Raw genomic sequence first — 26,425 nt, 5'->3', positions numbered from 1 at the left:
CTCGGCAGGGGAGCTGGAAGACGGCTTGAGCTGCTTGCGTTGGAAAGAGGTTGGCGGCTTGGGTGGGGTAAGGACTTTCGGGGTTCTTCGGCTGCGGCCCTTTGGGCCTTCGCTCAGAATGACGGGTTTTGAAGTGGGTCTGGAACCATAAGAAGGGCTGCCTTTCGGCAGCCCTTGAGGGTTGGTGCGGGTTGGGTGAGTGACTACTTCTGGATGTCGAAGCGGTCGAGGTTCATGACCTTGGTCCAGGCGGCTACGAAGTCCTTGACGAATTTTTCCTTGGCGTCGGAGGCGGCGTAGACCTCGGAGAGGGCACGGAGTTGGGAGTTGGCACCGAAGATGAGGTCGATGCGGGTGGCGGTGTACTTGACGTCGCCGGTGGAGCGCGAGATGCCGTCGAAGAGACCTTCGGTGGTGGAGGATGCCTTCCATTCGGTGGCCATGTCGAGCAGGTTTACGAAGAAGTCGTTGGTGAGGGTTCCGGGGGTGTCGGTGAAGACGCCGTGTTTGCTGCCCTGGAAGTTGGCACCGAGGACGCGGAGTCCGCCGATGAGGACGGTCATCTCAGGTGCGGTGAGGGTGAGGAGCTGGGCGCGGTCGATGAGGAGCTCTTCTGCGCGGAGCTTGTGGCCGAGGCGGAGGTAGTTGCGGAAGCCGTCTGCGGTCTGCTCGAGGGGAGCGAAGGAGACGGTGTCGGTCTGGGCCTGGGTGGCGTCGGTACGGCCGGGCGTGAAGGGCACGGTGAGATCGAAGCCAGCCTTCTTGGCAGCGTCTTCGACGGCAGCGGTGCCGGCGAGGACGATGAGGTCAGCGAGGGAGACGGGCTTGCCGAAGGACTGCTTGATGCCTTCGAGCGCGGAGAGGACCCTGGCGAGCTGCTGCGGCTGATTGACTTCCCAGTTCTTCTGGGGCTCGAGGGCGATGCGAGCGCCGTTGGCGCCGCCGCGCTTGTCCGAACCACGGAAGGAGGCTGCTGCCGACCATGCGGTGTAGACGAGCTGCGCGGTGGTGAGGCCGGAGCCGAGGATGGTGGACTTCAGCTCGGCGATGTCGGCGTCGGAGAGCGTGTAGCCGTTGGCGGCGGGCACGCGGTCCTGCCAGAGGAGCTCTTCCTGCGGAACCAGAGGACCGAGGTAGCGCTGGATGGGCCCCATGTCGCGGTGGGTGAGCTTGAACCAGGCGCGGTTGAAGGCGTCGGCGAAGGCTGCGGGATCCTTCTGGAAGCGCTTGCCGATCTGCTCGTAAATGGGATCGAACTTGAGGGCGAGATCGGAGGTGAACATCATGGGCAGGTGCTTCTTGTCCTTGATGTGGGCGTCGGGAATGGACTCAGCCTCGGCGGTGGCGTACCACTGCCAGCCACCACCGGGTCCCTTGCGGAGCGACCAGTCGAAGTTGTAGAGGTTGTCGAGGTACTCGTTGTCCCACTTGATGGGGTTGGTGGTCCAGGCGCCTTCGAGGCCGGAGGAGATGGTGTCCTCGGCGTTGCCCTTGCCGGCGGAGTTCTTCCAGCCGAAGCCCTGCTGCTCGATGGGAGCGCCTTCGGGCTCGGGACCAACGAACTTACTGGGGTCGTGGGCGCCGTGCGCCTTGCCGAAGGTGTGACCGCCAGCGACGAGCGCAAAGGTCTCTTCGTCGTTCATGGCCATGCGACCGAAGGTTTCGCGGATGTCGCGCGCGGAGCCGACGGGGTCGGGCTTGCCGTCGGGGCCTTCGGGGTTGACATAGATGAGGCCCATCTGCACGGCGGCGAGGGGGCCGTCGAGTTCGCGGTCACCCTGGTAGCGCTTGTCGGAGCCGAGCCAGGTGTTTTCAGAGCCCCAGAAGATGTCTTCCTGCGGGACCCAGACGTCGGCGCGGCCACCGGCGTAGCCGAACATCTTGAGGCCCATGTCGTCGATGGCGGTGGTTCCGGCGAGGATCATGAGGTCGGCCCAGGAGATCTTCTTGCCGTACTTCTGCTTGATGGGCCAGAGGAGGCGACGCGCCTTATCAAGCGAGACGTTGTCGGGCCAGCTGTTGAGGGGAGCGAAGCGCTGCGTGCCCATGCCTGCGCCGCCGCGACCGTCGTAAGTGCGGTAGGTACCGGCGGAGTGCCAGGCCATGCGGATGAAGAAGGGGCCGTAGTGGCCGAAGTCGGCGGGCCACCAGGGCTGCGAGTCCGTCATGAGCGCGCGGAGATCGGCGATGACGGCCTGGAGGTCGAGGGACTTGAACTCTGCGGCGTAGTCGAAGGAGGGATCGGGGTCGGCGAGCTTGTTGTTCTGGTGGAGAACGGCGAGGTCGAGGCGATCGGGCCACCAGTGCTCATTGCGCTGGATGTTGCGCGAGTTGGTGGTGACGGCACCGTGCATGGGCGAGGAGGTTTCGGTGGCAGTGGTTTCTGCGGAGGGCTGACCGTGAGGGACGGGGCATTTCATTTCGGACATCGTTTGCTCCTAAAGATAGCGGTTAGTGGGAAGTGAGAAGTGGTCAGGAATTTTGAGCTTGAGAACGTCTGCGCGGAGCGCATTGCGTGCATAGGCCACGGACGATGAGTTCGGTGTCGCGAACGACGCGGCGGCCGAGGGAGGCCAATGCCGGCTGCGGGAGTTCGTACCAGTCGAGGTCTTCGACGTTACCGCAGCGATCGCAGATGAAGTGGTGGTGCTGCTCGCCTCTGGCGTCGTAGCGGGCGGCACGGCCTTCGGAGGCGACCTGGCGAACGAGACCAGCTTCGACGAGGTCGTTGAGATTGTTGTAGGTGGTAGCGCGGGAGGAGCGAGGGTCGACTCGGTTGACGGCTTCGTAGATTTCAGCTGCGGTGGGGTGCTCGTGGTGGTCCATGAGGAAGGACATGACGGCGTAGCGCTGCGTGGTGCAACGCAGGCCGCTATCTTCGAGTTTCTGGCGAATCTCCTGCACGTCCATCGAAGATTAGATTATGTCTAAGGTGAGAGGGAGTCAAGACTAGGGTGTTGAAGAGAGGATGAATTTATGGGTTGAGGCGATGATGCTCCGATCGAAATGAGAGTTCTTATGGAGATCAAGCTGTGTGCAAAGTCGGGCACCCAGAGAAGCAGATTCCCTTCGGGAATGACAAACAAAAGGCACGAGGCAAATGCAGAATTAATTCCCTTCGGGAATGGCAAGCAAAAAAAACAATTTCTGCGGAGCTACGCGGTTTGCTGCAGAAGTTCCATGGCGCCGCGGGCTTTGAGGGCTTCGGCCACGGATTCGCCGAGGTCGGTCGCGGCGATGCCGCAGGGGGCTTTCTGGATGAGGTGGGCTACCTGTTCACCGTCGGGGGAGACGACCATCGCGTGGAGGTGCCACTCTTCGCCAGTGTTGTGGCAGTAGGCTCCGAGAGGGAGTGAGCAGCCTCCGCCGAGGGAGTTGAGGACGGTGCGTTCGGCGGTGACGGCGTATTCCGTGGTGGCGCAGTTGAGGGCGCGGATGGCGTCGTAGATGGCGCGGTCGCGGGCGTGGTTTCCCTCAGGGGCTGAAGCCCCTTCTTTGCGGGGCGATGCAACGGACGGGCTGAAGCCCGTCCCCTTCAAAGGATTGCCCGCACCATCAAGAAGCAGGTCCTTCGACTCCGCTGCGCTCCGCTCAGGATGACAATTTTTAGCTTGCTCAGAATGACGGACATTTGTGGAGGGGTCTGGACATCGGACCTCGAGGCCGAGGGCTCCCTGGCCGGGGGCCGGGGTGAGTTCGTCGATGGAGAAGCGCTGATGGACGTGCTCGGTGCGGCCGAGGCGGTCGAGACCGGCGGACGCGAGGATGAGAGCGTCGCATTGGCCTTCTTCCCACTTGCGAAGGCGGGTGTCGATGTTGCCGCGCATCTCTACAAACTGCAGATCGGGGCGGAGGGCGGAGATCATGGCCTGACGCCGTGGGCTGGTGGTGGCAACGCGCGAGCCGGAGGGCAGCATGTGCAGGCCCCAGTGGTCTTCGCAGACGAAGGCGTCGCGGGCGTCGGCGCGCGGTGGGATGGCGGCGAGGGTGAAGCGCGGGTCCAGTTGCGTGGGCAGGTCTTTGAGGGAGTGCACGGCGAGGTCGATGCGACCGGCGAGGAGGGCGTCTTCGATCTCCTTGATGAAGATGCCTTTGGCGTCAAGAGGCGAGCCATCGGGGAAGGTGGCCGGGACGACGAAGTTGGGGTCCTGCATGCGGTCGCCGACGGTGCGGATGATCTCGATTTCAACGGTGTGGCCGAGTGCGCGGAGGTCCGCGGCGATGTGGTTGGCCTGCCAGAGCGCGAGCTGAGAGCCGCGCGAGCCGATACGAATGGTTTGAGTGCTCACAGTGCTTAGGATACGGCCTGGCGATGGGAGACGGGGTGGAAATTGAGGAGTGCGGTGGCGGGAGGAGGTGAGGGTGTTGATGGTTGGAAAGGTGCGGATGGTTTGGGTGGAATGGAGAGCTTCGGGGTTCTTCGGCTGCGGCCTGCGGCCTTCGCTCAGAATGACGGGGAGTTGTGGTGGGGGTGGGCGATGAGCGGACTTCGGGGTGCGTGTCTGTCGTGATGCGAGCGTAGGATTTGAATATGAGATTTCGTTGGTGCTTGCTGGGGTTTGCGATGGCGGTGCAGGTGGCGGGGGCGCAGGGGTATTCGGCGGACAAGCCACTGGGGGCGACGGCTCAGCAGCGGCCGGCTTATCTGGAACATGCGGGGATTGTGCAGCGGCTGGGGGAGTCGCTGCCGATGCAGGCGCAGATGACCGATGAGAGTGGAAAGACGGGGCCGCTGCAGAGCTGGTTCGACGGCAGACCCTGGGTGATGGCTGAGGTGTATTACAAGTGCGCGATGCTGTGTCCGCAGGTGCTGCGCGGGCTGGCGCAGGGGTTGAAGGACACGACGCTGAAGGCGGGCAAGGACTACGAGGTGCTGGTGTTCAGCATCGATCCGACGGATAAGCCCGCGGATGCGGTGATGCAGAAGCAGATGTTTCTGAAGGATGTGGGAGACCAGTTCCCTGCCGATGCCGTGCATTTTCTGACGAGCAATGAGGCGTCGATCAAGGCGGTGAGTGACGCGACGGGGTTTCAGTTTGTGATGGTGCCGGGGCCGGACGGGAAGATGGACCAATTCGCACATTCGAGCGTGGTGATGTTTGCGACGCCGGATGGGAGGATGTCGAAGTACCTGGCGGGGGTGGAGTATGCACCGCGGGACCTGCGGATGGCGCTGCTGGACGCGAGCGAGAAGAAGATCAGCAATCCGGTGGACCTGCTGATTCTCTACTGTTGCAACTACAGTCCGGCGGCGGGCAAGTACTCGGTGTCGGTGATGCGGATACTGGGACTTGCGGGGATGGTGAGCGTGCTGGTGGTGATCGGGATGCTGGTGCTGCTGACGCGGAAGCCGAAGGGTACGACGGCGTAAGCGAACTTCGGGAAGTTCGGATCATACCTATTCAGGCACGAAACATCCGCCGCCTCCGGGGCTAAAGCCATTGATGGTATGGAGCATTCTATGCACGGGCTGAAGCCCGTATCCTTCAAAGCGGGCGTGTGCAGAACTTAGTTAGTTGAAAGCGGTGGCGCGGGAGGGCTGTTGCTCGTGCGCTGCGGTGGGGAGGTTCATGACGACGACTTTTTCAGAGCGCTGGAGGAGCAGCTCGGCGCCGTGGCGCTCGGTGACATCGAGGGTGACGCCGCGCCAGCGGGGGGCGCGACCGGGGAGCCGGGTGGCGCGCATCTCGAGCCAGTGCAGTTCGCCGTTCGGCCAGATACAGCGGAACTCGAAGACGATGGGGTCGGAGGTGAGGTGGAGGTCGCGCTCGAGGGCCTCGAAGCGAGGCTGGTCGTCGGGGTGGCTGAAGGGGATGAGCGAGGAGAGCTCCTGAACCTCGGAGTAGTGGCGGCCGAAGATGGGGAAGCTGCCGCTGTACCAGCGGACGGACGGGTCAGTTGCGTAGTCGAGGGTCCAGCTGGCGCACTTGCTGGTGTGGAGCGAATCGACGAGGGCGTCGGTGCGCTCGTGCAACTCGGCGAGGGCGATGGCGAGCTTGTTTTCCGAGGTGAGGCGGCGCTGGCTGATGATGCCGACGATGAGGCTGGTGAGGGTGAGGAATACGTAGCGATAGCGATCGGGGTTGGCGATCTCCGAGGGTTCGACGCCCTGGCCTACGATGCCGCTGTAAAAGAGTACGGTGATGACCAGACCGACAAGTGTGGGCCAGAGACCGCCGATGGTGGCGATGAGTCCCATGGAGATGAAGTAAGGAGCAAAGGGAAAGGGACGGAAGATCGAGACCTTACCAGCAAGGATAGTGCCGAGCATGGGCAACAGGAGGGCAAGGATATACGCCAAGGTGCGGCGATTCAAAGCCGAGTGTCGCAGCGATTCTTTGAAGCCCATACGGATAGGTCTCCCCTTAAACTTATATCTAAGCGCGACTTAGTCAACCTGCTTTTTGGCCGCTGATAGGACTGACGAGGGAGGGGTGCATAAGGATTCAGCTTGGGAGCGATAAACAAGACTGTCTTGGCTTGCAGATGATCGTTGCGCGACGAGAAGGCTGCTTGCAGGCGAGGGTGAGACGTTTTGGCTGGGTCGGATTTCGGTTGGGAGACGAGAGGCGTTCTGTAGTCTTGACGCAACACAAGGCAGTTCTGCGTCGCGTATGACCGAGGGCACGGATTGCGATGCGGCACGATTTTGTTCAAAGGAAAGACGGATTCGAGAGACCCGAGGTGTAATGACGATGAAGGTGATTCTGTTTGGTGGCAGTGGCATGGTGGGACAAGGGGTGCTGCACGAGTGCGTGCTGGATGCTCGCGTGGAAGAGGTGCTGATGGTGGTGCGCAAGAACGTTGCGGTGGAATCAGCAAAGGTGAAGCAGGTAGTGCGGGAGGACTTCTACGAGTGGGCTGGAAGTGAGGCGATGTTCGCTGGCTACGATGCGTGCTTCTTCTGCCTGGGGATGTCGGCGCTGGGGATGAGCGAAGCTGCGTATCGGCACGGGACGTATGAGCTGACGGTGGCTGCAGGTGAGGCTTTGCAGGAGGCGGGAGTGAAGACGTTTGTGTATGTCTCCGGTGCAGGGACGAACGCGAGTGGCAGCGCGATGTGGGCTCGGGTGAAGGGCGAGACGGAGAATGCGCTGCTGCAGATGGGATTTGAGGAGACGTTTCTCTTCAGGCCGGGATTCATTCAGCCGCTGCATGGGATTCGATCGAGGACGGGCTGGTACAACTTGCTTTACACGGTGCTGGGATGGCTGCGGCCGTTGATTCCGAGACGGTATGTGCTGACGACGGAAGAGGTCGGCAAGGCGATGCTCTCGGTGGCAGAGCATGGGTATGCCAAGCATGTGATGGAGGTGGTGGATATTCAAGAGGCTGCGGGGGTGGCGTAGCGGCGTGGGCAGAAGCTGACTTGGAATTGAGGATGTGCAGGAAGACTGCAGGTCTCTCCACTCCGCAGAACGATGAAGCCGTCCTGCTTCGGTTCGAGATGACAAATCTATCTCGGCAGGGGTGGCGTGGTGACGGCTAGTCTTCGTCGGGGGCTGAGGCGGCACGGAGGGCGGCGATCTGTGAGTGGAGCAGCTTGGCGGTGATGGATTTGGTGAGGCGGTCGATGGCGGCGAGCTGGGCGGAGGTCAGCGGCTCGGGGGTATTCTCCGAGACGGCGAGCTGCTGGCGAACGCGGGCGACCTCGTGCTGACGGATGGTCTCAGCGTCGGCGAGGAGCTGCTTGATGGCCTCAGTTGTGGGTGCCTGCGAGAGGCGAGCGTTGTAGCGGGCGACCTCTTCGGTGACGATGGATTCGGCAGACTCGGCCTCTTTGCTGCGAACGGCCTGATTCTGAACGGCGGTCTGCTGGAGGTCGTCGATGTCATAGACGAAGCAGCCTTCGAGATCGTTGACCTCGGGCGCGACGTCGCGGGGAACGGCGATGTCGATGAAGAAGACGGGCTGGTTCTTGCGGCGCTGCAGAAGAGCGCGTGCCTGGGCGGGTTGAAAGACATGCGCTTGTCCCATAGAGGCGGCACCTGTGCTGGTGATAATGATATCGGCACGATGGGACTGTTCATGCAGTTGCGTAAAAGGGATGACGCCGGTGGTGATGGTGGGGGTGCGCAGCGAATCGGCGATGGCTTCGGCGCGGGCCTCGGTGCGGTTGGAGACGAGCAGCGTGGTGCAGCCCTGCTGGATGAGATGGCGTGCGGTGAGGTCGGACATCTTCCCTGCACCGACGAGCAGGACGGTCTTGCCGTCGAGGGCTCCGAAGATCTTGCGCGCGAGTTCGGCGGCGACGGAGGCGATGGAGACGGAGGAGCTGCCGATGCGGGTCTCGGTGCGGACGCGCTTGGCGACGGAGAAGGCGCGTTGCAGAAGCGGGTCGAGTGTGGAGCCGTTGGATTCGGTTGAGCGGATTGCGCCGACTTCGCGGGCGATCGTCCAGGACTGTTTGACCTGGCCGAGGATCTGGGCTTCGCCGACGACCATGGAGTCGAGCGAGCTGGCGACGCGGAAGAGATGGCGAATGGCCTCGCGTTCGCGGAACTCGTAGAGGTGCGGCTGCACGTCGGTGACGGGGATGTTGAGGTAGTTGTGCAGAAACTCGATGGCGCTGGGGGTGGTATCGCCTGCAGAATCGGCGACGGTAAGGAGTTCGACGCGGTTGCAGGTGGAGACGATGAGGGCCTCGCGGATGCCGGGCTGGTGCGCGAGCGTGCGTGTGGCGTCGGCGAGACGGGCGACGGGGATGGCGAGACGCTCACGCACCGAGATTGGCGCGGTGGTGTGATTCACACCAAGGAGCAGCAGCCTGGAGTGGGCTGGCATCTGTGTCGGGTTGGGCCTGGTCTCGGACATGGAAAAGACAGTGAGTAGTGAGAAGTGAGAAGCGGGTTCTTCGCTGCGGTCAGGATGACAATTTTAAGAGGCTGAATGAATAAGGTTGAGAGTTGCGGTCAAGGCACCTTGAAGCTGTGGACGGTGGAGAGTGAGTTCGCTGCCCAGACGGCGAGGACAACGAGGAAGACGAAGCTGGAGAGGTAGACGGCACGGCGTCCGCGAAGACCGCTGTGGCGACGGATGAAGATCATGAGCACGTAGGCGACCCACATGGCGATGGAGAGCAGCACCTTGGGGTCGGCGAAGAAGCGGGGGCCGGTGGTCTGGAGCGCAAGTACCGAGCCGATGAGCAGGCCGGCGGTCATGCAGGGCAGGCCGAAGCGGAGGGCGTTGAGGGCGATCTGGTCGGTGGTGGCGAGGGGCGGCAGCCAGGTGAAACGCGGGGATTTCTTCTGCTTGAGGCGGCGCTCCTGGATGAGGTAGAGCACGCTGGCGACGAGCGAGAGGAAGAGCGCGGCGTAGGCCATGAGGAGCAGCGCGATGTGGAGCATCAGCCAACCGGTTCGGATGAACGGGTAGGCGATGGTCTCGTGCCCGGGGCGGAAAGCAGGCACGATGGTGAGCAGGACGGCGATGGGCAGAAGGAAGATGCCGAAGGCGACGGTCTTATAACGCAGTGCGAGCAGGACGAAGGAGGCGGCCAACAGAAGGCCGAGCAGCGAGAGGGTTTCGTGGGTGTCGACTGGAAGGGCGCGATGGGCAGCGGCGAGGGTTTCGGCGAGTGAGACGAAGTGGAAGAAGGCACCGGCGAGGGCAGCCGGGATGGCGAGATGTCGCCAGCGGGGACGGTCGAACAACGCAGCGGGTAACACCGCAAGTGCGGCGATGCCGTAGAGGAAGACCGCGACTCGGAGCCAAAGCAGAGACATAGATACCGGTTCACGCGATGAAAGTGCGCGAATGGACAGTATATCGTCTATGCCTGCAGGAATGTTGAGGCTGGACGGTTAGCGGTTCGCCAGGCGGAACCAGGAGGTACGGCTGCGACGGCGGAGGCGCGATTGCGGAAGATCGTCGCTGGCAGTGACGATGAGTCGATCGGCTTCAGCGGGAGTCACCGCGGTGGCGGTGCCGATCGCCAGCTGAATGAATCCGTTTTCGCCTATCATGCCGAGCGCTTCGATACTGGTGCGGATCTGTTCAGCCAGCTGCTTTGTGCTGCGATGACTGGCAGACGGGAGCAGCATGGCGAAGGCGGAGTCGCCGAAGTAGTAGATGCTGGAGTGAGCTGGCCGCCACTGCGAGAGGTGTCGAGCGATGTGGATGAGGTTCTGGGTTTCGAAGTCGGCTTCGACGAGTACGAGTCCGTCGGCGACCTCTTCGACTTTGAGGAGCAGTAGCGAGAGTGGAGTGTCGCGGCTGACATGGGCGCGTGCGAGCCAGACGGAGGGGCCGAAGCTGGCTTCGGGCTCTACCTTGTCGAGTGGATCGGGACCCTGCTGCCAGTTCTGATTGCGAAGGGCGTTGCGCAGCGACCGTTCGGTGAGGTCCTGGTGACGAGCCAGCAGAGCTACTCTGACGAAGAACGCGGCTGCGGCGAAGACCATGCCCAGTTTGGCGATGTAGGGATGTGCCTGCACAAGGGTGGCGGAGAGAATGACGATGAGCAGGGTCATCGCAAAGGGCAGCAGGCTGCGCAAGAGAGGTTTCTGGGATTCCGTGACCTGAATGCGCGACTGCGATTGTGTGCTGGTGAGCGTGCCGAGGAGAAAGACGCCTCCAGCCAGCGGGATCAGGGTCCCCGTGAGAGTCCATGGACTTGCAGTGTGCTGCTGCAGCCAGAGATAGCCGACCTGATTGACGCAAAAACTAGCGAAGAGGTCGGCGGCGAGGTAGAACGCGATGTTTCTGTAGAACTTTTTCTTGGCCCATGGACTGACAGAGAGCGCGATCAGGGCAAGCGCCACCCGGATCAAGGGATCGAAGGTGTAGTGGCCGAGAACTGAGGAGATGGGCATTGCCGGGGAAGAAAGCATGACCAGATGAAGGAAGCGAAGCGCGCAGAAGACGATCGCGACCGTAGCGTCGAGAAGATGCAATCTGGCGACGCGTTCACCGGAAGGCAGGGTGAGGGCGAGCAGCACCAGCGTTGCGGCGATCGCTATTAACAAAGAGTCGAATCCGGGGGCTTGGATACTGGTGAGCTGACTAACCATGGCTCGTACGTCGTTCGCGCCATAGAAGAGCAGCGAAAGGGCGAAGAGCAGCCAGCGGAGGGCCAACATTCCAGAGGCAGAGCGGACCTGTACGAAGACAACTCCGGCATAGGTGAAGATGGCGATCGCCCACAGACCATAGATCAGGGCGTCGGCGACAGGTGGAGCGAAGGAGACCACGAGCAGGTGGGAGGCGACGAGGCCGGCGCAGAGAAAGAAGAATAGTCTTAAGGGAAGGCTGGAGGCAGGAGGTCTTTCCACGCTGGGCGCGAGCGTAGGGCTGGCATGCAAGCCCGCAGCGCTATACGCGCCGGGAGAGCGGGAAGTCTCTGCGAAGTGATTCATGCGACCTCTCTGAATAGCCCCGTGCATGATCTCGGGACACGAGAAGCCGCCTCGCTACGATGAAAGAGGCAGGTCCACAGTCCCCGGGGTTGATTTAGAGGATAAAGGCGCAAATGAACAAACTGCACATTTAGTTTGATCTTCCGTAATGCCTATTTCCCAAAAAGTCAGAACTTTGGTCACACTGTGGCGAGTTCTAACTGATTTCACGGGAGGCGTCGTAGGCGACGGATTGCTCGAGATAGGACTGAAGCTTGGCTTCGACGAGGGCGAGCGGGTAGTAGGAGGGTCGGTCGGTGATCTCGATGGTGAGCCTTTCGTCGGCGTAGTTGTAGTTCGCGGTGACGCCGTCTTTAGTGAGGGTGCCGGAGCGGCCGGGGAGTTCGATGCCGTTGCTGCGGAGACGGGTGGTGGCGGAGACGAACTGGGCTTCGGACATCGGTATCTGGATCATCGAGGGACAGTGTAGCGCGGTTTGTGGGTGGCGTGGGTTCTGGTTGCATCGAACAGCGTTGCGGCAAAAAAGTAGGTCCTTCGCTACGCTCAGGATGACAAGCAACAGAAGTGGTTCAGAATGGTTTCAGCCCTGATTTCATCAGGTTGGGGCGGTATTCTGGCCGTTGGTGACGAAGTGCGAGGGCGATGGCGACCGGAATCAAGGATGCAGGGAGTGAAGACGGGCTGACACCGGCGATGCGGCAGTACCGTGCCGCCAAGGATGCGCACCCCGATGCCCTGCTCTTCTTCCGCATGGGCGACTTCTATGAGTTGTTTTATGACGATGCGGTAATCGCTGCGCGGGAGCTGCAGTTGACGCTGACGGCCCGCGATAAGGCCCGTAGCGTGCCGATGTGCGGGGTGCCGTACCACGCGGCGGGGACGTATCTGCAGCGGCTGCTGCGCAAGGGGTTTCGCGTCGCGATCTGCGAGCAGATGGAAGACCCCAAGCTCGCGAAGGGCGTGGTGAAGCGTGAGGTTACGCGGGTACTGACACCGGGAACCTCGGTAGATTCGACGCTCGATGCGAGCGAGAGCCAGTGGCTATCGAGCGTGGCGGCGGTGGGAGCGGCGACGGTGGGAGTCGCGGCGATTGATCTGTCTACAGGCGAGTTTCGTGCGACGGAGTTTAGCGGCGCTGCGGCGTGGGCGCTTGCGCTGGATGAGCTGGCGCGGCTGCGACCGGCTGAGGTGATCTTTTCAAAGGGCACGGGGTTTGGTGGGACGAGCCAGAGTGTTCGGCAGGGTGTTCTGCCTGCCGGCGAAGAAAAGCAGGTTGATCGCGAAGAGGCTTCGCAGGCGGAGATCAGCGGGGCGCGGACCGAGGTGGAGGAGTGGGCATTTACCGAGGACTATGCACTGCCGTTGCTGCGGCAACAGCTGAAGGTACATTCTCTGGATGGCATGGGATTGGCGGGACATGCGGCGGCGGCGGTGGCGGCGGGCGCGATTGTGCATTATCTGCGCGCGACCAAGCAGGGGGCGCTGGAGCATCTGGATGGGCTGCGGTACTACGAGCGGCGCGATTGTCTTGAGCTGGATGCGGTGAGTGTTCGCAACCTGGAGCTGGTGGAGCCTCTATTCAACGCAGAGGGGCCGCAGACGACGCTGTTCTGGACGCTCGATGCGTGCTGCACGCCGATGGGTAAGCGGGCGCTGCGAGCGCAACTGTTGCGGCCGATGCAGTCGCTGGATGCGATCAACGCGCGGCTGAAGGCGGTGGGGCTGGCGGCTGCGGATATTCGTCGGCGCGAGGGTGTAAGGCGCGGGATGGATGGGGTGCTGGACCTGGAGCGGCTGCTGGGGCGCGTGGCGATGGAGACGGCGGGGCCGCGTGAGGTGGTTTCGCTGGGAGCGACGCTGGCGCGGTTGCCGAGGTTACGCAAAGCTTTGACGGAGTTTGCCGCTGAGGGTGGCAGGTGGGCGGAGATTGCGACGGGCTTCAACACACTGAACGACCTGCAGGAGATGATTGCGCGAACGCTGGTGGAGGAACCGCCGGTGTCGTTGAGCGATGGCGGGTCGGTGCGTGCGGGCGTCGATGCAGAGCTGGATGAACTGCGCGACCTATCGCAGAGCGGGCGGCAGCGCATTGCGGCGATTGAAGAACGCGAGCGGGAGCGGACGGGGATCTCGTCGTTGAAGGTGCGGTTCAATAACGTCTTTGGCTACTACCTCGAGGTGACGAAGGCGAATGCGAAGAGCGTGCCGGCGGACTACGAGCGCAAGCAGACGCTGGTGAATGCGGAACGATTTACGACGCCAGAGTTGAAGGAGCTGGAGACCAAGATCCTGACGGCGCAGGAGCGCAGCGGTGAGATCGAGCGCAAGATCTTTCTCGAGTTGCGGCGACAGTTGCTGAGCCAGGCAGGGCGCGTACGGGAGAGCTCGCGGCAGGTGGCGGAGATCGATCTGCTGGCGAACTTTGCGCATATGGCGGCGATGCGAGGATGGACGCGACCGACGGTGGATGCGAGTGGCGTGCTGGAGTTTGTAGCAGCGCGACATCCGGTGGTGGAGAGACGATTGGAAGAGCAAGGCGGCGGAAGGTTTGTGCCGAACTCGCTGAGTCTGTGCAGTGGAGAGAACTCGCACCCCACCCATGTCGACGATGAAACTGTCGCCATGAATGGGGCACCCGAATGTGTAAAGACGCCTTCCCTGCTGCTGATTACAGGGCCGAACATGGGTGGTAAGAGTACGTATCTGCGACAGGCTGCGCTGCTGACCGTGATGGCCCAGTGTGGATGTTTTGTGCCAGCGGAGCGGATGCGGCTGGGGCTGGTAGATAGGATTTACACGCGCATCGGAGCGAGTGACAATGTGGCACGCGGGCGGTCGACGTTCATGGTGGAGATGACGGAGACGGCGGCGATTTTGAATACAGCCACGGCGCGGTCGCTGGTGCTGCTGGATGAGATGGGGCGCGGCACAGCTACGTATGACGGGCTTAGTCTGGCGTGGGCGACGGTCGAACATCTGCACGATGCGGTAGGGGCGCGGACGCTGTTTGCGACGCATTATCACGAGCTGACGTTGCTGGCGGATCGGCTGATGCGGTTGAAGAATGTGCGCGTGACGGTGAAGGAAGGCGCGGCCGGGATTGTGTTTCTGCATACGGTGGAGGCGGGCGCGGCGAACAAGAGCTACGGTATCGAGGTAGCGCGTCTGGCGGGATTGCCGCAGGCGGTGATCGAGCGGGCGCGCGCAGTGCTGAAGGTGCATGAGAAGGCGGAGACGCAGCAGGTGCGCGAGGCGGTGCCGGAGAAGTCGAGTTTGCAGATGACGATGTTTACGCCGCTGTCGCAGCGGATTGTGGACCGGATTGAAGAAGTGGATGTGGATGGACTGACTCCGCGAGAGGCTTTGCAGTTGCTGGCCGAGTTGCAGCGAGAGTTGAAGGGCGGTGCAGCATGATAGACAACAGCAGATTCCCTGCGGGAATGACAAGCAAAGCGGCAGGTGCAGCAACAAAGGCGATGGTGGTCGCCGGTGTAATGAGTGGAACGTCGGCGGACGGTGTGGATGTGGCGATCTGTCGCGTGTCGCTGGGGCGTAGTGGTGTGGCTCCGGTGAAGGTGCTGGGGCATAGCAAATTTGCATATGGCAAGAAGCTGCGCGCGATGGTGCTGGCGGCTGCGAGTGGACAGAAGATGACGGCGGCGAAGCTGGCGACGTTGAGCTGGAAGCTGGGCGAAGAGTATGCGGCGTGCGTGGAGAAGACGGCGAAGCAGTTCAAGCTAAGCCCGCAGCTGGTGGCGGTGCATGGGCAGACGATCTTTCATGATGCGGATGAGGGGATGACGTGGCAGATCGGTGAGTCCGCGGTGATTGCCGAGCGGCTGCAGCTGCCGGTGGTGAGTGACTTTCGACCGGCGGATATGGCTGCGGGCGGACAGGGGGCTCCGCTGGTGCCGATGCTGGACTGGCACCTGTTCTGCCATGCAACGAAGAACCGGTTGCTGCTGAATCTGGGCGGCATTGCGAACGTGACGGCGCTGCCTGCCGACTGCGATGTGAAGGATGCGATGGCGTTCGACACAGGCCCGGCGAACATGGTGATCGATGCAGTGATGCAGCGGCTGTTTGGTAAGGAGTATGACAGCAGCGGACGCACGGCGGCGAAGGGTATGGCACTGACCGAGGTGGTGAAGAAGATGTCGGCGATGAAGTATCTGCAGGCAAAGCCGCCGAAGTCTTGCGGGCGCGAGGAGTTTGGCAAGGAGTTTGTCGATAAGCTGATCGCGTTGTGCGAGAAGGCGGGAGCGACGAAGGAAGATATTGTGGCGACGGCGACGGGGCTGACGGTGTCGACGATCGTTGAGGCGTACGGCAAGTTCTGCTGGCCGCACCTGGGGCAGATTGCTCCGGGGGCGAAGGCGACGGAGATGCTGATCGCGGGAGGTGGCGCGAAGAACAAGACGCTAATGCGTGGATTGACGGAAAAGTTTGCAGCTCTGGGTGTGAAGGTGGGGACGACGGAGAGCGCGGGGCTGGCTGTCGAGGCCAAGGAGGCCGCAGCGTTTGCGCTGCTCGGGTGGCTGACGTGGCATGGACTGCCGGGCAATGTCCCGAGTGCTACGGGTGCGAAGCGGGCTGTGGTGCTGGGGAAGGTTTCGTATGGCGGGTAGCGATGATGCGTTGAGATTTGTCGCCCATGCTGGCAAGAAGCAGGTCCTTCGCTGCGCTCAGGATGACAAAGTCAAACGGTTCGTGGCGGTGGTTTTTTGCTGTACCTTGGTTTGCTTAAGTGCTTGCTCTCCTCCTTCTAACGACATGCACACATTGAAGTTTTTGATTGAGAGCTCGCCGAACAATCTGGATCTGCGGCAAGGGACGGATTCGCAGAGTGAGCGGGTAGGTGGGCTGATCTACGACCCGCTGGTGCGGAAGGATGACCACTTCAATCTGCAACCGTGGCTGGCTACGAGTTGGGAGCGGCCTGATGCATTGACCTGGGTGTTTCATCTGCGCGACGGCGTGAAGTTTCATGATGGCAAGACGCTTAGTGCGGACGATGTTGCGTGGTCGTTGCAGAGCATGACGAATGGGGCGCTGGTCACGGCGAAGGGTGGGGCGTTTGCAAATGTGGCGGCGGTGGAGGTGCGTGATCCGCTGACGCTGGTGGTGAAGACGAAGAAGCCGGATGAGAGTTTGCTGTTCAATCTGAGCGACGGTTTGTTCGGCGTGGTGGAGCGCGGGGCGGGGCGGGATGAAGGGCAGCATCCGGTGGGAACAGGGCCGTTCAAGTTTGTATCGCAGGTGCAGGACAAGGAAGTGGTGGTGGAGCGGAACGCTGCGTACTGGGCGGGTATGCCGAAGATCGAGCGCGTTCGGTTCGAGGTGGTGCCGGACAACATTACAGTTGCGCTGGAGATGAAGAAGGGTTCGGCTGACGTGGAGAGCAACGTCCTGACGCAGGACATGGTTCATGCGTTACGCGATGTGCCGGGGCTGGTGACCGAGACCGGGCCGGGCGCGCGGGTGGACTATGCGAACTTCAACGTGAATGATCCTGCGCTGCGCGACAAGCGGGTGCGACAGGCGATTGCGTGCGCGATCGATAAGGATGCGTTGATTGCGGCGTTGTGGCGCGGCCATGCGGAAAAGGCGCAGACGCTGTTGCCGCGTGGGCATTGGGCCGCGGCGAGTGAGGGTGATCTGCCGCAGTATCCGCATGATCTGGAACGTGCGAAGCGATTGCTGGACGAAGCGGGGTTGAAGCCGGACAAGGAGGGCGTGCGGCTGCGGTTCACGCTGAAGACTTCGACCGATGAGACGACACGGCTGGAGGCGCAGGCGATCCAGGCGCAGCTGCGCGAGGCAGGGATTGCGCTGTCGTTGCGGCCTGCGGAGTTTGGGACGTTCTACTCGGATATTACGAAGGGCGCGTTCCAGATGTACATGCTGCGATGGATCGGATCGAATGAGGACCCGGACATCTTTCGGTATACGCTGGCGACCGCGAGCTTTCCACCGAAGGGCGCGAACCGTGGACGGTTCAGCGATGCGGCGATGGATTCGTTGCTGACGCAGGCGAGCGTGGCGACGGATGAGGGTGAGCGGCGCGCGCTGTATGTGCAGGTTCAGCAAAGGTTGGCGGATGCGTTGCCAGTGATTCCGCTGTGGTATCCGGACAATGTGGTGGTGCATTCCGCGCGGCTGCATGGTGTGGTGCTGAATGCGGGTGGGAGCTTTGATTTTCTGCGGACTGCGGAGCTGCGGTAGGGCTAGCCCCGGCCGTTGGCCTGAGCTTTTGTCGGGCCGCACCTTCGGTGTTAGACCATCGCAGCGTCAAAATGCAGGGATCTCTCCGCGTCGGTCGAGATGACAGAGTTGGGGGTTAGTTCGAGAAGCAGGTCCTTCGTCGCCATGCTCCTCAGGATGACAACGGTGAGGAAGTTATGGTGATGGTGGATTGGAAATCCTGCGACCCCACGTCTCAGAAGCGAGACGTGGGGCCCCATTGTGTCGTTAGTTCCCTGTTGGCACGTCCATGAGTTTGCGTGTGAGGTAGATGTAGGTTTCGGACCAGGTACGGGCTTCTTCTTTGAGATCGGCACCGGCGCCGTGGCCGCCTTCGATGAGTTCGTCGTAGAGAAAGGGCAGATGGAACTCTTCCATCTTCGCGGCGAATTTGCGGGCGTGCTGCGGGCCTACGCGATCGTCCTTGGTGGTGGTGAAGATGAAGGGCTCGGGGTACTTCACGTTGGGCTTGAGCTGGTTATAGGGCGAGATGCCGGCGAGGAATTCGCGCTCGGCGGGAACACTAACGGAGCCGTACTCGCCGACCCAGCTGGCACCGGCGGCGATGTGCTCGAAGCGCAGCATGTCGAGCAGCGGCACCTGGATGACGACGGCGTTCCAGAGGTCGGGGCGCTGGGTCATTTCGACGCCCATGAGGAGACCTCCATTGGAGCCGCCGATGATGCCGAGGTGCTGGGGCGAGGTGATCTTACGAGCGATGAGGTCTTCGCCGACGGAAGCGAAGTCGTCGTAGATGCGTTGGCGGTGGGTCTTCAGGCCAGCCTCGTGCCAGGCGGGACCAAACTCTCCACCGCCCCGAATGTTGGCGAGGACGTAGACGCCGCCGTGCTCAAGCCAGAGTTTGCCGATGAGGCCAGAGTAGCTGGGGGTCTCGGAGACTTCGAAGCCACCGTAGGCGTTTAGCAGCGTGGGGTTGGTGCCGTTGTAGACGACGTCCTTGCGGTGGACGACAAAGTACGGGACCTTGGTGCCGTCCTTTGAGGTGGACTCCAGCTGCTCGACGACGTCTTTGGAGGCGTCGAACTGTGCGGGCGCGGTCTTCTCAAGCTTCAGGGCAGAGGTCACTGCGTCTCCGAACCAGAGCGAGGAGGGCGTGAGGAAGCCGGTGACGGAGAGGAAGTAGTTGTCGTTGTTGTCATTGGTGGTGACGATGCCGACGCTGATGTTTTCAGGCAGCGAGAGCGGCTTCTTCGACCAGCCCTTGCTGGTGGGTGAGTAGATGTAGGCGCGGCCGCGAACGTGGTTGAGAGTGGTGACGATGAGGCGGTTCTTCGTGGTCGATGCGCCTTCGAGGAACTCCTGCGTGGTGGGCGTGAAGACCGCCATGGGCTTGAGGTGTGCGGGGTCGGCGACGATATCCTTGAGGTCCATCTGCAGGAGCGAGCCTTGCGGGAAAGCAGACTTACTGCCCGCGGGTGTCCAGTCTTCGCGGGTCTGCAGCAACACGCGGCCGTCGATCATGCCGCTGATATCTGCCTTCTTCGGGATGGCGAGGGGTTGGATATTGCCATCGGCGTAGATGTAGTCTTCGCTTTCGAAGAAGGTGACGCCGCGATGGATGAGGGTGACCTTGTGGCCCTGCGCGTCGTCGAGGGTGTAAGCAGAGACGCTGATGTCGGTGGGGCGGCCACGGAAGACTTCGGTGGCGGAGTCGAGCGGTGTGCCGCGCTTCCAGAGTTTGACGATGTAGGGATAGCCAGATTCTGTCATGCTGTCCGGGCCCCAGTTGCGCGCAACGAGCAGGGTGTCCTTATCGAGCCAGCCGATATTCTGCTTGCTATGCGGCAGAGTAAAACCGCCGTCGACGAACTTGTTGGTCTTGAGGTCAAACTCGCGCTCGGTCGTGGCGTCTTCACCGCCAGCAGAGAGAGCGACCATGCAGTATTGATCGCCGGGATACAGGCAGTTGAGGCCGTGGTTGACCCAGCTGACCTTTTCGGCTTTGCCGAGGGCGTCGAAATCGAGCACAGTCTGCCACTCAGGCGAGGCAGTGCGATAGCTGGCGAGCGTGGTCTTGCGATAAATGCCGTGCGGATGCGCGGCATCGCGCCAGAAGTTGTAGACATCGTCTCCGCGAAGGCCGGGGTAAGCAAGACGGTTGGGGTCTTCGAGGATCTTGAGGGCGTCCGCCTGATAGGTGGCGAAGCGTGGATCAGCTTCAAGGACCTTGGCGGTGCGGGCGTTTTCGGCTTTGACCCAGTCCATGGACTTTGCGCTGGAGACGTCTTCGAGCCAGATGTATTTGTCGTCGGTGCTGCTATCGGAGTGCTGCGCCTGGAGCGCAAGCGGGGCGAGGGCGAGAGCGGCGGTGACGAGAAGATGGCGATGGAGCGAGAGACGCATGGAGCCTCCTGAGCGATGGGTCGAGATCAGTTTAGTCTCATGCCTTCCGGCGTGGGATGGCGATGGCAAGGGTTCTTGAGGCTAAGGAGCGGAAGGGCGCCATCCGCTGGCCCACTTCGAGGGCTTCGGACCCATGACGAAGTGCAGCGTCGCGCCGGACTGAATCTGTTCCCACGTGATGACGGGGACATTGAGAGGCTTGGTATCGAGTGTGGCCGACTGGATGTAGATGTTGCTGGAAGAGTTGTGGTCGGCGAGGACGCTGAAGGTCTTGCCGTTCGCGAGTTTGATGGACATGCGGCTGTAGAGTGGGCTACCGATCATGTAATCGCCACTGGCGGGATTGACGGGGTAGAAACCCATGGCGGTGAAGAGCAACCATGCGGACATCTGACCACAGTCGTCGTCGCCATCGAGACCACCCTGATCGTAGCCGTACTCCGCTGCGGCGATCTCACGGACCTTTGCCTGTGTCTTCCACGGCTGCCCGCCGAAGTCGTATAGGTAGCCATAGTGATGGCTGGGTTCGTTGCTGTGCACGTTGTGTCTGCCGCTGAAGTGGAGGTCGAGCTTCGCGTCGTAGGCCTGGGCGCCGCCCATCAGCTGTAGGAGACCTGCCTGATCGTGAAAGGGCGACCAGGTGTAGACCCAGGCATCGCCTTCGGTCCAGCCGGAGATGGAGCGGTTGCCGGGGTTGTCACGACTGCCTCCGATCGGGGCCCATTTGCCATCGGAGGTTCTGCCGTTCATGAGGCCGAGCGCGGGGTTATAGAGCTTGCGATCGTTGAGCGAGCGCGTATGGAAGAACTCGTAGTCCTGCTGACGTCCGAGCGCCTTCGCCACCTGAGCGACACACCAATCGTCATAGCTGTCCTCAAGAGTGTTAGAAGCGGCTTCGTCGGTCTTGTCGGTCGGGACATAGCCGAGTTGCTTGTAGTACGTGAGGCCTTCACGTGCCTCGTAGGGTGTGTGCTCTTCACGGTCTAGCCAGCGGTGCGTTGTATCTTCGTCAGGCGGCACCATCGCGTCTTTGTAGATAGCCTGCCATGCGAGCTGGCGGTCGAAGCCGTGAAAGCCTTTGCGCACAGCCTCAGCTACCAGTGAGTCGGCGTGGGTGGCGATCATGATGTTGGTGTAGCTGGGGTTGGGCCACTTCGGCATCCAGCCGCCTTCTTTGTAGTTCTGTAAGAGGGCCGTGATCATGCCGTCGACGCGTTCGGGTGCGAAGAGGGTCAGCAGGCTGTTTTCTGCGCGGAAGGTGTCCCAGATGGAGTAGGCCGTATAGCTCTCGCCTGCGTGGACCTGATCGTCGAACGCGCTGTAGTAGTGGCCGTACTCCGAGAAGATGCGTGGATAGAGCAGCGCGTGATACAGCGCGGTGTAGAGGCGAGTCTTTTCGGGATCGGTGGCTCCCGCGATCTGCAATCTGTCGAGCTTGTCGCTCCAGGTGCGATGCAGATGCTGGCGCGCAACCTCGAAGTTCCAGAGAGGCATCTCGTGCTTGAGATTTTCGCGCGCCTGGTCGATGCTGAGGAATGAGGTGCCAACACGAACGAGGACGGTGTCGCCTGGTGTGAATTCGGCGTAGGCGCCTCGGCTGGACTTCGCGGTTGCATCGGTCATGCCGTAGGTAGCGAGGCGCTGCGGGAGGTGCTGAAACTGGACGACGAAGTAGCCCTTGAAATGAGGGAGCTTCAGCGGGCCCAGATGAGCGTCCATGCGGTCGGGGTTGTAGCCGGAGATCTCGCCGGTGTGGCTATCCACGGCAGCGAAGCCAGCGATGCCCGGTCGCGAGGCCTCCATCAAGACGCGCGCCGTGCCGGACTTGGGAAAGTGAAACTGCATCATGGCGCAACGCTCGCTGGCAGTGAGTTCGACGCCAATGGTGCCGTGCTCGCCTGCGTCGAGCGAGACCCGGTAGAGATCGGGGGACGCTGACTCTTTGGCGTGGCTGAAGGGCAGACGGCGATCTTCTGGAGAGGTTCTGAGAGCACCGACCTGCGGCATCAAGGTGACGTAGCCGTAGTCGCCCATCCAGATAGCAGGCTGGTGAGTGCCGATGAAGCCGGAGATGGTGGTGTCGTCGTAGTTATAGGACGTGACGCTGATCTTGTTCTGGCGGGTCTGCGGTGTCCAGTCGGTCATGCCGAAGGGTGTGGTCACAAACGGCATGGTGCCACCGTAGCCGATCGCGCTTCGCTGCGAGCCGATGAGCGGGTTCACGTAGCTGACTGCGTTTTTTTGGGCAGCATGGGCAGAGGCTGAGAGCAGCACGATATTCAATAGCAAACATGCGCTTCGAGTGATCGAGTTCAAGAAAATCCCCCTGGGGCTTGAGCACCGATCGACAAGTCAACAGTGCACTCAAGAACGCTCCCATCCTATAGCGCGACGGACACGTTGAGGTAGTGCCCGCGGAGAGTGGAGGCTGTTGCGAGTCATCGCAATGTGAAATAAAAGCGCCCCCTTGCAGGAGGCGCTTTTCGCTAGCGGAGTTGGTGGCAAGAATCAGATGGACTGATTGAGAACACGGTTGAGGCGCTGCACGAAGGTAGCTGGATCTTTCAGCGGCACACCTTCGAGGAGCAACGCCTGATCGAACAGCAGCCACGCGGCATCGGCCACCTTGGCGTCGTCCGAGTGGGCGAGGAGCTTCTTGACGATCTCGTGATCGGGATTGATCTCGAGCGTGGGCTGCAGTTCGGGCATGCCCTTTTGACCCATCGCCTGCATCATTTGCCGCATGCGGGCGCTGGGTTCGTCTTCGTCGGAGACGATGACGGAGGGGCTATCGGCGAGACGCGTAGAGGCGCGAACGTCTTTAACAGCATCACCAAGCGCTGCCTTGATCTTTTCGAGAAGCGGCTTCAGCTCTTCGGCCTGCTCGGGCGTGGACTCGTCCTTGAGGTCGTCGCTGGCGTTGGATTTGTTGACGGCCTTGAGGTCGACTTCTCCGTACTTGGGAACGGAGGAGAAGACGATCTCGTCGATATCGTCGTCAAGGATGAGGACTTCGATGCCCTTCTTCTTATAGATCTCGAGCAGCGGCGAGTTGCGGAGCATGGACTCAGCACCGCCGGTGATGTAGTAGAGCGCCTTCTGGTCGGACTGCATCCGCTCCTTCGCTTCGGCGAGCGAGGTGAGGCCATCGACCTTCGTCGACTTGAAGCGCACAAGTTCGAGCAGCGTATCGCGGTTCGCAAAGTCCCCGTAAACACCTTCCTTGAGCGGACGGTTGTACTCGGCGATGAACAGCGCGTACTTGTCCTTGTCGTTGGCTGCGATGTGCTTCAGCTCGGAGAGGATCTTCTTGACGCTGGCGGTCTTGATGCTGTTGAGCACCTTGTTCTGCTGGAGGATCTCGCGCGAGACGTTGAGGGGCAGGTCTTCGGAGTCGATGATGCCGCGAACGAAGCGGAGATACTGCGGCAGCAGCTCGCGCGAATCGTCCATGATGAAGACGCGCTTGACGTAGAGCTTGATGCCACCCTTGTACTCGGCCTGGTAAAGATCAAGGGGTGCCTTAGCCGGAATGTAGAAGAGGGTGGTGTATTCGAGGGTGCCTTCCGCGCGGGTATGGAACCAGAAGAGCGGGTCTTCGTAGTCACCGGTGATGGACTTGTAGAACTCCTTGTAGTCCTCATCGGAGAGCTCGGACTTGGAACGCTGCCACATGGCGGAGGCGGCGTTTACCTGCTCGGTGACGCGAGTCTTGTCGGACTCCTTCTTCTCCGCGTTCCACTCGCTCTTGTCGTAGGTGAGGAAGATGGGGAAAGCGATGTGGTCGGAATACTTCTTGACGATCTCCTGCAGACGCCAGCTGTTGGCATACTGCGCGCCCTCTTCGTTCAGGTGAATGAGGACGGTCGTGCCTGCGGTGGCGCGGGCTTCGTCGCCAGTGACTTCAGCGATTTCGAAGCCGGTCTTGCCATCGGAGGTCCACTTGAAGGTCTTCTCTTCCCCGGCCTTGCGCGAAAAGACTTCGACCTTATCCGAGACCATGAAGACGGAGTAGAAGCCGACACCGAACTGACCGATGAGGTTGGAGTCCTTCTTGGCATCGCCTGAAAGTTGCGAGAGGAAGTTCTTCGTTCCCGAGCGAGCGATGGTGCCGAGATGAGCGATGAGGTCTTCTTCGTTCATGCCGATACCGGTGTCGGAGAGGGTGAGTATCTTGGCGGCTTCATCGAGCACGAGGTCGATCCGCGGCGGAGCGATGCTGCTGCCGACGAGCGACTTGAGATGCTCATCGGTGAGTGAGAGATGACGCAGCTTATCGAGCGCGTCGGAGGAGTTCGAAACCAGTTCGCGGAGGAAGATCTCCGGATGTGAGTAGAGCGAATGGACGATGAGCTGGAGGAGCTGGCTGACTTCAGTTTGAAATTGTTGCTTAGACATAGCATCCCTATTATGGCGAAAAAAGAAGTTGGAGTGAAGATGTTACGAAGCACACAGACTACTGCGACGAAGGAGATTAGACTGGCGCGCCGGGCCCGCGATAGATGGACCCTGCGGTGCAGGTTTCGCGAATGACGACTTGACTAAGGCCGGGCAGCGAGGGCTGCAGACGATTCCAGATCCAGCGGGCGATTTCTTCGCTGGTGGGGTTTTCGAGACCGGTGATGTCGTTGAGGTAGTTGTGGTCGAGAACGTCGTAGAGAGGCTTGAAGGCGGCCTTGATTTCGGCGAAGTCCATGACCCAGCCGGTGTGCGGATCGACGTGACCAGCGACGTGGATTTCGGCCCGGAAGGAGTGCCCGTGCAGGCGAGCGCACTTGTGCCCTTCCGGCACGTGGGGGAGCCGATGAGCGGCCTCGAATGTGAATTCTTTGAAGATTTCCATCACCTTCTAGTTTACCGGCTTTTGGTGACGGCGATGCAGGCGGATCGTGCGGCAGGGGATAGCGTGCCCGTTACGCTAAACTTGAGGTTGAGGTTAGGACGAAGTGATGGAAAGAAAAGCCGTAGTGTTGCTGAGCGGCGGGCTGGATTCGACGACGGTGCTGGCGATTGCCGGAACGCAGGGCTACGCGGCCTATGCGCTGAGCTTCGACTATGGACAGAATCACAAAGTGGAGCTGGAGGCAGCGAGCCGCGTGGCGAAGCAGCTGGGAGCGAAGCAGCATGTGATCGCGAAGGTGGACCTGCGATCGTTTGGCGGCTCAGCGTTGACGACGGATGAGCCAGTGCCGAAGAACCGGACGGATGAGGCGATAGGTCACGGGATTCCATCGACCTATGTTCCGGCGCGCAATACGGTGTTTCTTTCGCTGGCTCTTGCCTGGGCGGAGACGCTGGGGGCGACCGACATCTTTATTGGCGTGAACGCGCTCGACTATAGCGGGTATCCGGATTGCAGGCCGGAGTTCATTGAGGCTTTCGAGACGATGGCGAACCTGGGCACCAAAATCGGCATCGAGGGTAGCGACAGAATTAGGATTCACACGCCGCTGATGACGATGAACAAGAAAGAGATCGTCGAGACCGGGATGAAGCTTGGCCTGGATTATGGGATGACGATTACCTGCTATGACCCTTCCGCGACGGGCGAGGCGTGTGGTGCATGCGATGCCTGCCATCTGCGTTTGAAGGGTTTTGCCGAGGCGGGTGTAAGCGATCCGACGAAGTATCGTCGGTAAGAGAGGCAACGGATGCCGTACGCAGTGAAAGAGATCTTCTACACGCTTCAGGGCGAAGGCGTACACGCCGGCCGAGCTGCGGTGTTCTGCCGGTTCGCTGGCTGCAATCTTTGGAGTGGCCGTGAGGCGGACCGGGCCGAGGCTGTCTGCCAGTTCTGCGATACCGATTTTATAGGTACGGATGGCGATGGCGGCGGTAAATTTGCGGATGCAGAGCTATTGGCGGAGGCCATTGCAGCCAAGTGGCCGCAGAGCGATTCCGAAAATCGGTTTGTGGTGTGCACCGGGGGTGAGCCGCTGCTTCAACTTGACGCGGCACTGATCCAGGCGTTGCACAAACTGGGATTTCAGATTGCGATTGAGACGAATGGCACGCTCCCGGTGCCGGAGGGCGTGGATTGGGTCTGCGTCAGTCCCAAGGCAGGCGCTCCGCTGGTGGTGACCAAGGGCAACGAGCTGAAGGTCGTGTATCCGCAGGAGACCGATCCGCTTGTGTACACGGAGCTGGAGTTTGCGAACTTCTTTATCCAGCCGAAAGACGGGCCCGATGCGAAAAACTCGCTGCAGGCGGCGATTCAGTTTTGTGGCGATAATCCGCGCTGGCGGCTAAGTCTCCAGACGCATAAGCTGATTGGGATTCGCTAGAGCCCCCGCTGCCTTTTGGGTGAAGACAGTGGGATAGTCATCACAGGGTACCGGGTTCTCTTTTGCTCTTTCTCATCTCCGAGCCGGATGCGATCCAGCCTATCGACGCTCAGTTTGTTGCAGAAGAATCATGGCCGCACCCGCGCGACCGAGCAAAGCGAGACAGTAATCCCGTCG

At 61.2% G+C, this 26,425-nt stretch carries 19 protein-coding genes; 7 read left to right on the top strand and 12 right to left on the bottom strand.

Annotated features, from left to right (window positions below):
• Window positions 1-203: 203 nt before the first annotated feature.
• From katG to hemC, 3 genes are all read right to left on the bottom strand, one after another.
• Window positions 204-2,429, bottom strand: coding sequence for a catalase/peroxidase HPI (gene katG / locus OHL14_RS11460; RefSeq protein WP_263379480.1), 2,226 nt, complete (start codon window positions 2,427-2,429; stop codon window positions 204-206).
• 43 nt (window positions 2,430-2,472) lie between these two features.
• Window positions 2,473-2,910 carry a Fur family transcriptional regulator gene (locus OHL14_RS11455; RefSeq protein ID WP_263379479.1) on the bottom strand — a complete coding sequence of 146 codons (438 nt, stop codon included), beginning with the start codon at window positions 2,908-2,910 and terminating at the stop codon, window positions 2,473-2,475.
• Between the two features lie 245 nt (window positions 2,911-3,155).
• A complete protein-coding gene (gene hemC / locus OHL14_RS11450) occupies window positions 3,156-4,289 on the bottom strand; it encodes a hydroxymethylbilane synthase (protein ID WP_263379478.1) in 1,134 nt (377 codons plus the stop codon).
• A 242-nt stretch (window positions 4,290-4,531) separates the two neighbouring features.
• Here hemC and OHL14_RS11445 point away from each other — a divergent pair, with 242 nt between their 5' ends.
• Window positions 4,532-5,371 carry an SCO family protein gene (locus OHL14_RS11445; protein WP_263379477.1) on the top strand — a complete coding sequence of 280 codons (840 nt, stop codon included), beginning with the start codon at window positions 4,532-4,534 and terminating at the stop codon, window positions 5,369-5,371.
• A gap of 141 nt (window positions 5,372-5,512) precedes the next feature.
• Here the strand turns inward: OHL14_RS11445 and OHL14_RS11440 are convergent, their stop codons facing one another.
• A complete protein-coding gene (locus tag OHL14_RS11440; protein ID WP_263379476.1) occupies window positions 5,513-6,349 on the bottom strand; it encodes a PAS domain-containing protein in 837 nt (278 codons plus the stop codon).
• Window positions 6,350-6,695: 346 nt separating this feature from the next.
• On the opposite strand from OHL14_RS11440, the gene OHL14_RS11435 reads away from it, so the two are divergent.
• Entirely contained in the window at window positions 6,696-7,349 is a 654-nt protein-coding gene (locus OHL14_RS11435) for an NAD(P)H-binding protein (protein WP_263379475.1), read from the top strand.
• A 136-nt stretch (window positions 7,350-7,485) separates the two neighbouring features.
• On the opposite strand, the gene hemA is transcribed toward OHL14_RS11435, so the two are convergent.
• The 4 genes from hemA to OHL14_RS11415 form a co-directional block, all read right to left on the bottom strand.
• Entirely contained in the window at window positions 7,486-8,814 is a 1,329-nt protein-coding gene (gene hemA, locus OHL14_RS11430; RefSeq protein ID WP_263379474.1) for a glutamyl-tRNA reductase, read from the bottom strand.
• 98 nt (window positions 8,815-8,912) lie between these two features.
• Window positions 8,913-9,725: a cytochrome C assembly family protein gene (locus OHL14_RS11425; RefSeq protein WP_263379473.1), complete on the bottom strand. Its 813-nt coding sequence runs from the start codon at window positions 9,723-9,725 to the stop codon at window positions 8,913-8,915.
• A gap of 78 nt (window positions 9,726-9,803) precedes the next feature.
• A complete protein-coding gene (locus OHL14_RS11420; protein WP_263379472.1) occupies window positions 9,804-11,357 on the bottom strand; it encodes a nucleotidyl cyclase domain-containing protein in 1,554 nt (517 codons plus the stop codon).
• A 196-nt stretch (window positions 11,358-11,553) separates the two neighbouring features.
• Window positions 11,554-11,811: a hypothetical protein gene (locus tag OHL14_RS11415; RefSeq protein WP_263379471.1), complete on the bottom strand. Its 258-nt coding sequence runs from the start codon at window positions 11,809-11,811 to the stop codon at window positions 11,554-11,556.
• Window positions 11,812-11,999: 188 nt separating this feature from the next.
• Between OHL14_RS11415 and mutS the strand changes: the two genes are divergently transcribed.
• From mutS to OHL14_RS11400, 3 genes are all read left to right on the top strand, one after another.
• Window positions 12,000-14,771, top strand: coding sequence for a DNA mismatch repair protein MutS (gene mutS / locus OHL14_RS11410; protein WP_263379470.1), 2,772 nt, complete (start codon window positions 12,000-12,002; stop codon window positions 14,769-14,771).
• A gap of 26 nt (window positions 14,772-14,797) precedes the next feature.
• Window positions 14,798-15,985 (top strand): anhydro-N-acetylmuramic acid kinase, encoded by a 1,188-nt coding sequence (locus tag OHL14_RS11405; protein ID WP_263379469.1) that lies wholly within the window; start codon window positions 14,798-14,800, stop codon window positions 15,983-15,985.
• A gap of 145 nt (window positions 15,986-16,130) precedes the next feature.
• On the top strand, window positions 16,131-17,582 hold the full coding sequence (locus tag OHL14_RS11400) for an ABC transporter substrate-binding protein (protein WP_263379468.1): 1,452 nt from the start codon (window positions 16,131-16,133) through the stop codon (window positions 17,580-17,582).
• 246 nt (window positions 17,583-17,828) lie between these two features.
• Here the strand turns inward: OHL14_RS11400 and OHL14_RS11395 are convergent, their stop codons facing one another.
• From OHL14_RS11395 to queD, 4 genes are all read right to left on the bottom strand, one after another.
• Window positions 17,829-19,964 (bottom strand): prolyl oligopeptidase family serine peptidase, encoded by a 2,136-nt coding sequence (locus OHL14_RS11395; protein ID WP_263379467.1) that lies wholly within the window; start codon window positions 19,962-19,964, stop codon window positions 17,829-17,831.
• A gap of 81 nt (window positions 19,965-20,045) precedes the next feature.
• Window positions 20,046-22,280: a GH92 family glycosyl hydrolase gene (locus tag OHL14_RS11390; protein WP_263379466.1), complete on the bottom strand. Its 2,235-nt coding sequence runs from the start codon at window positions 22,278-22,280 to the stop codon at window positions 20,046-20,048.
• Window positions 22,281-22,472: 192 nt separating this feature from the next.
• Entirely contained in the window at window positions 22,473-24,362 is a 1,890-nt protein-coding gene (htpG, locus tag OHL14_RS11385) for a molecular chaperone HtpG (RefSeq protein ID WP_263379465.1), read from the bottom strand.
• 76 nt (window positions 24,363-24,438) lie between these two features.
• Complete coding sequence (gene queD / locus OHL14_RS11380) at window positions 24,439-24,807, bottom strand: 6-carboxytetrahydropterin synthase QueD (RefSeq protein WP_263379464.1); 369 nt, start codon at window positions 24,805-24,807, stop codon at window positions 24,439-24,441.
• 106 nt (window positions 24,808-24,913) lie between these two features.
• On the opposite strand from queD, the gene queC reads away from it, so the two are divergent.
• On the top strand, window positions 24,914-25,603 hold the full coding sequence (gene queC, locus OHL14_RS11375) for a 7-cyano-7-deazaguanine synthase QueC (protein ID WP_263379463.1): 690 nt from the start codon (window positions 24,914-24,916) through the stop codon (window positions 25,601-25,603).
• A gap of 12 nt (window positions 25,604-25,615) precedes the next feature.
• Window positions 25,616-26,248, top strand: coding sequence for a 7-carboxy-7-deazaguanine synthase (gene queE / locus OHL14_RS11370; RefSeq protein ID WP_263379462.1), 633 nt, complete (start codon window positions 25,616-25,618; stop codon window positions 26,246-26,248).
• Window positions 26,249-26,425 lie beyond the last annotated feature (177 nt).

This window comes from Granulicella paludicola, assembly GCF_025685545.1.
Lineage (GTDB): Bacteria > Acidobacteriota > Terriglobia > Terriglobales > Acidobacteriaceae > Granulicella > Granulicella paludicola.
The sequence above is the reverse complement of the archived record's forward strand: the minus strand, read 5'-3'. Positions and strand labels throughout refer to the sequence as shown.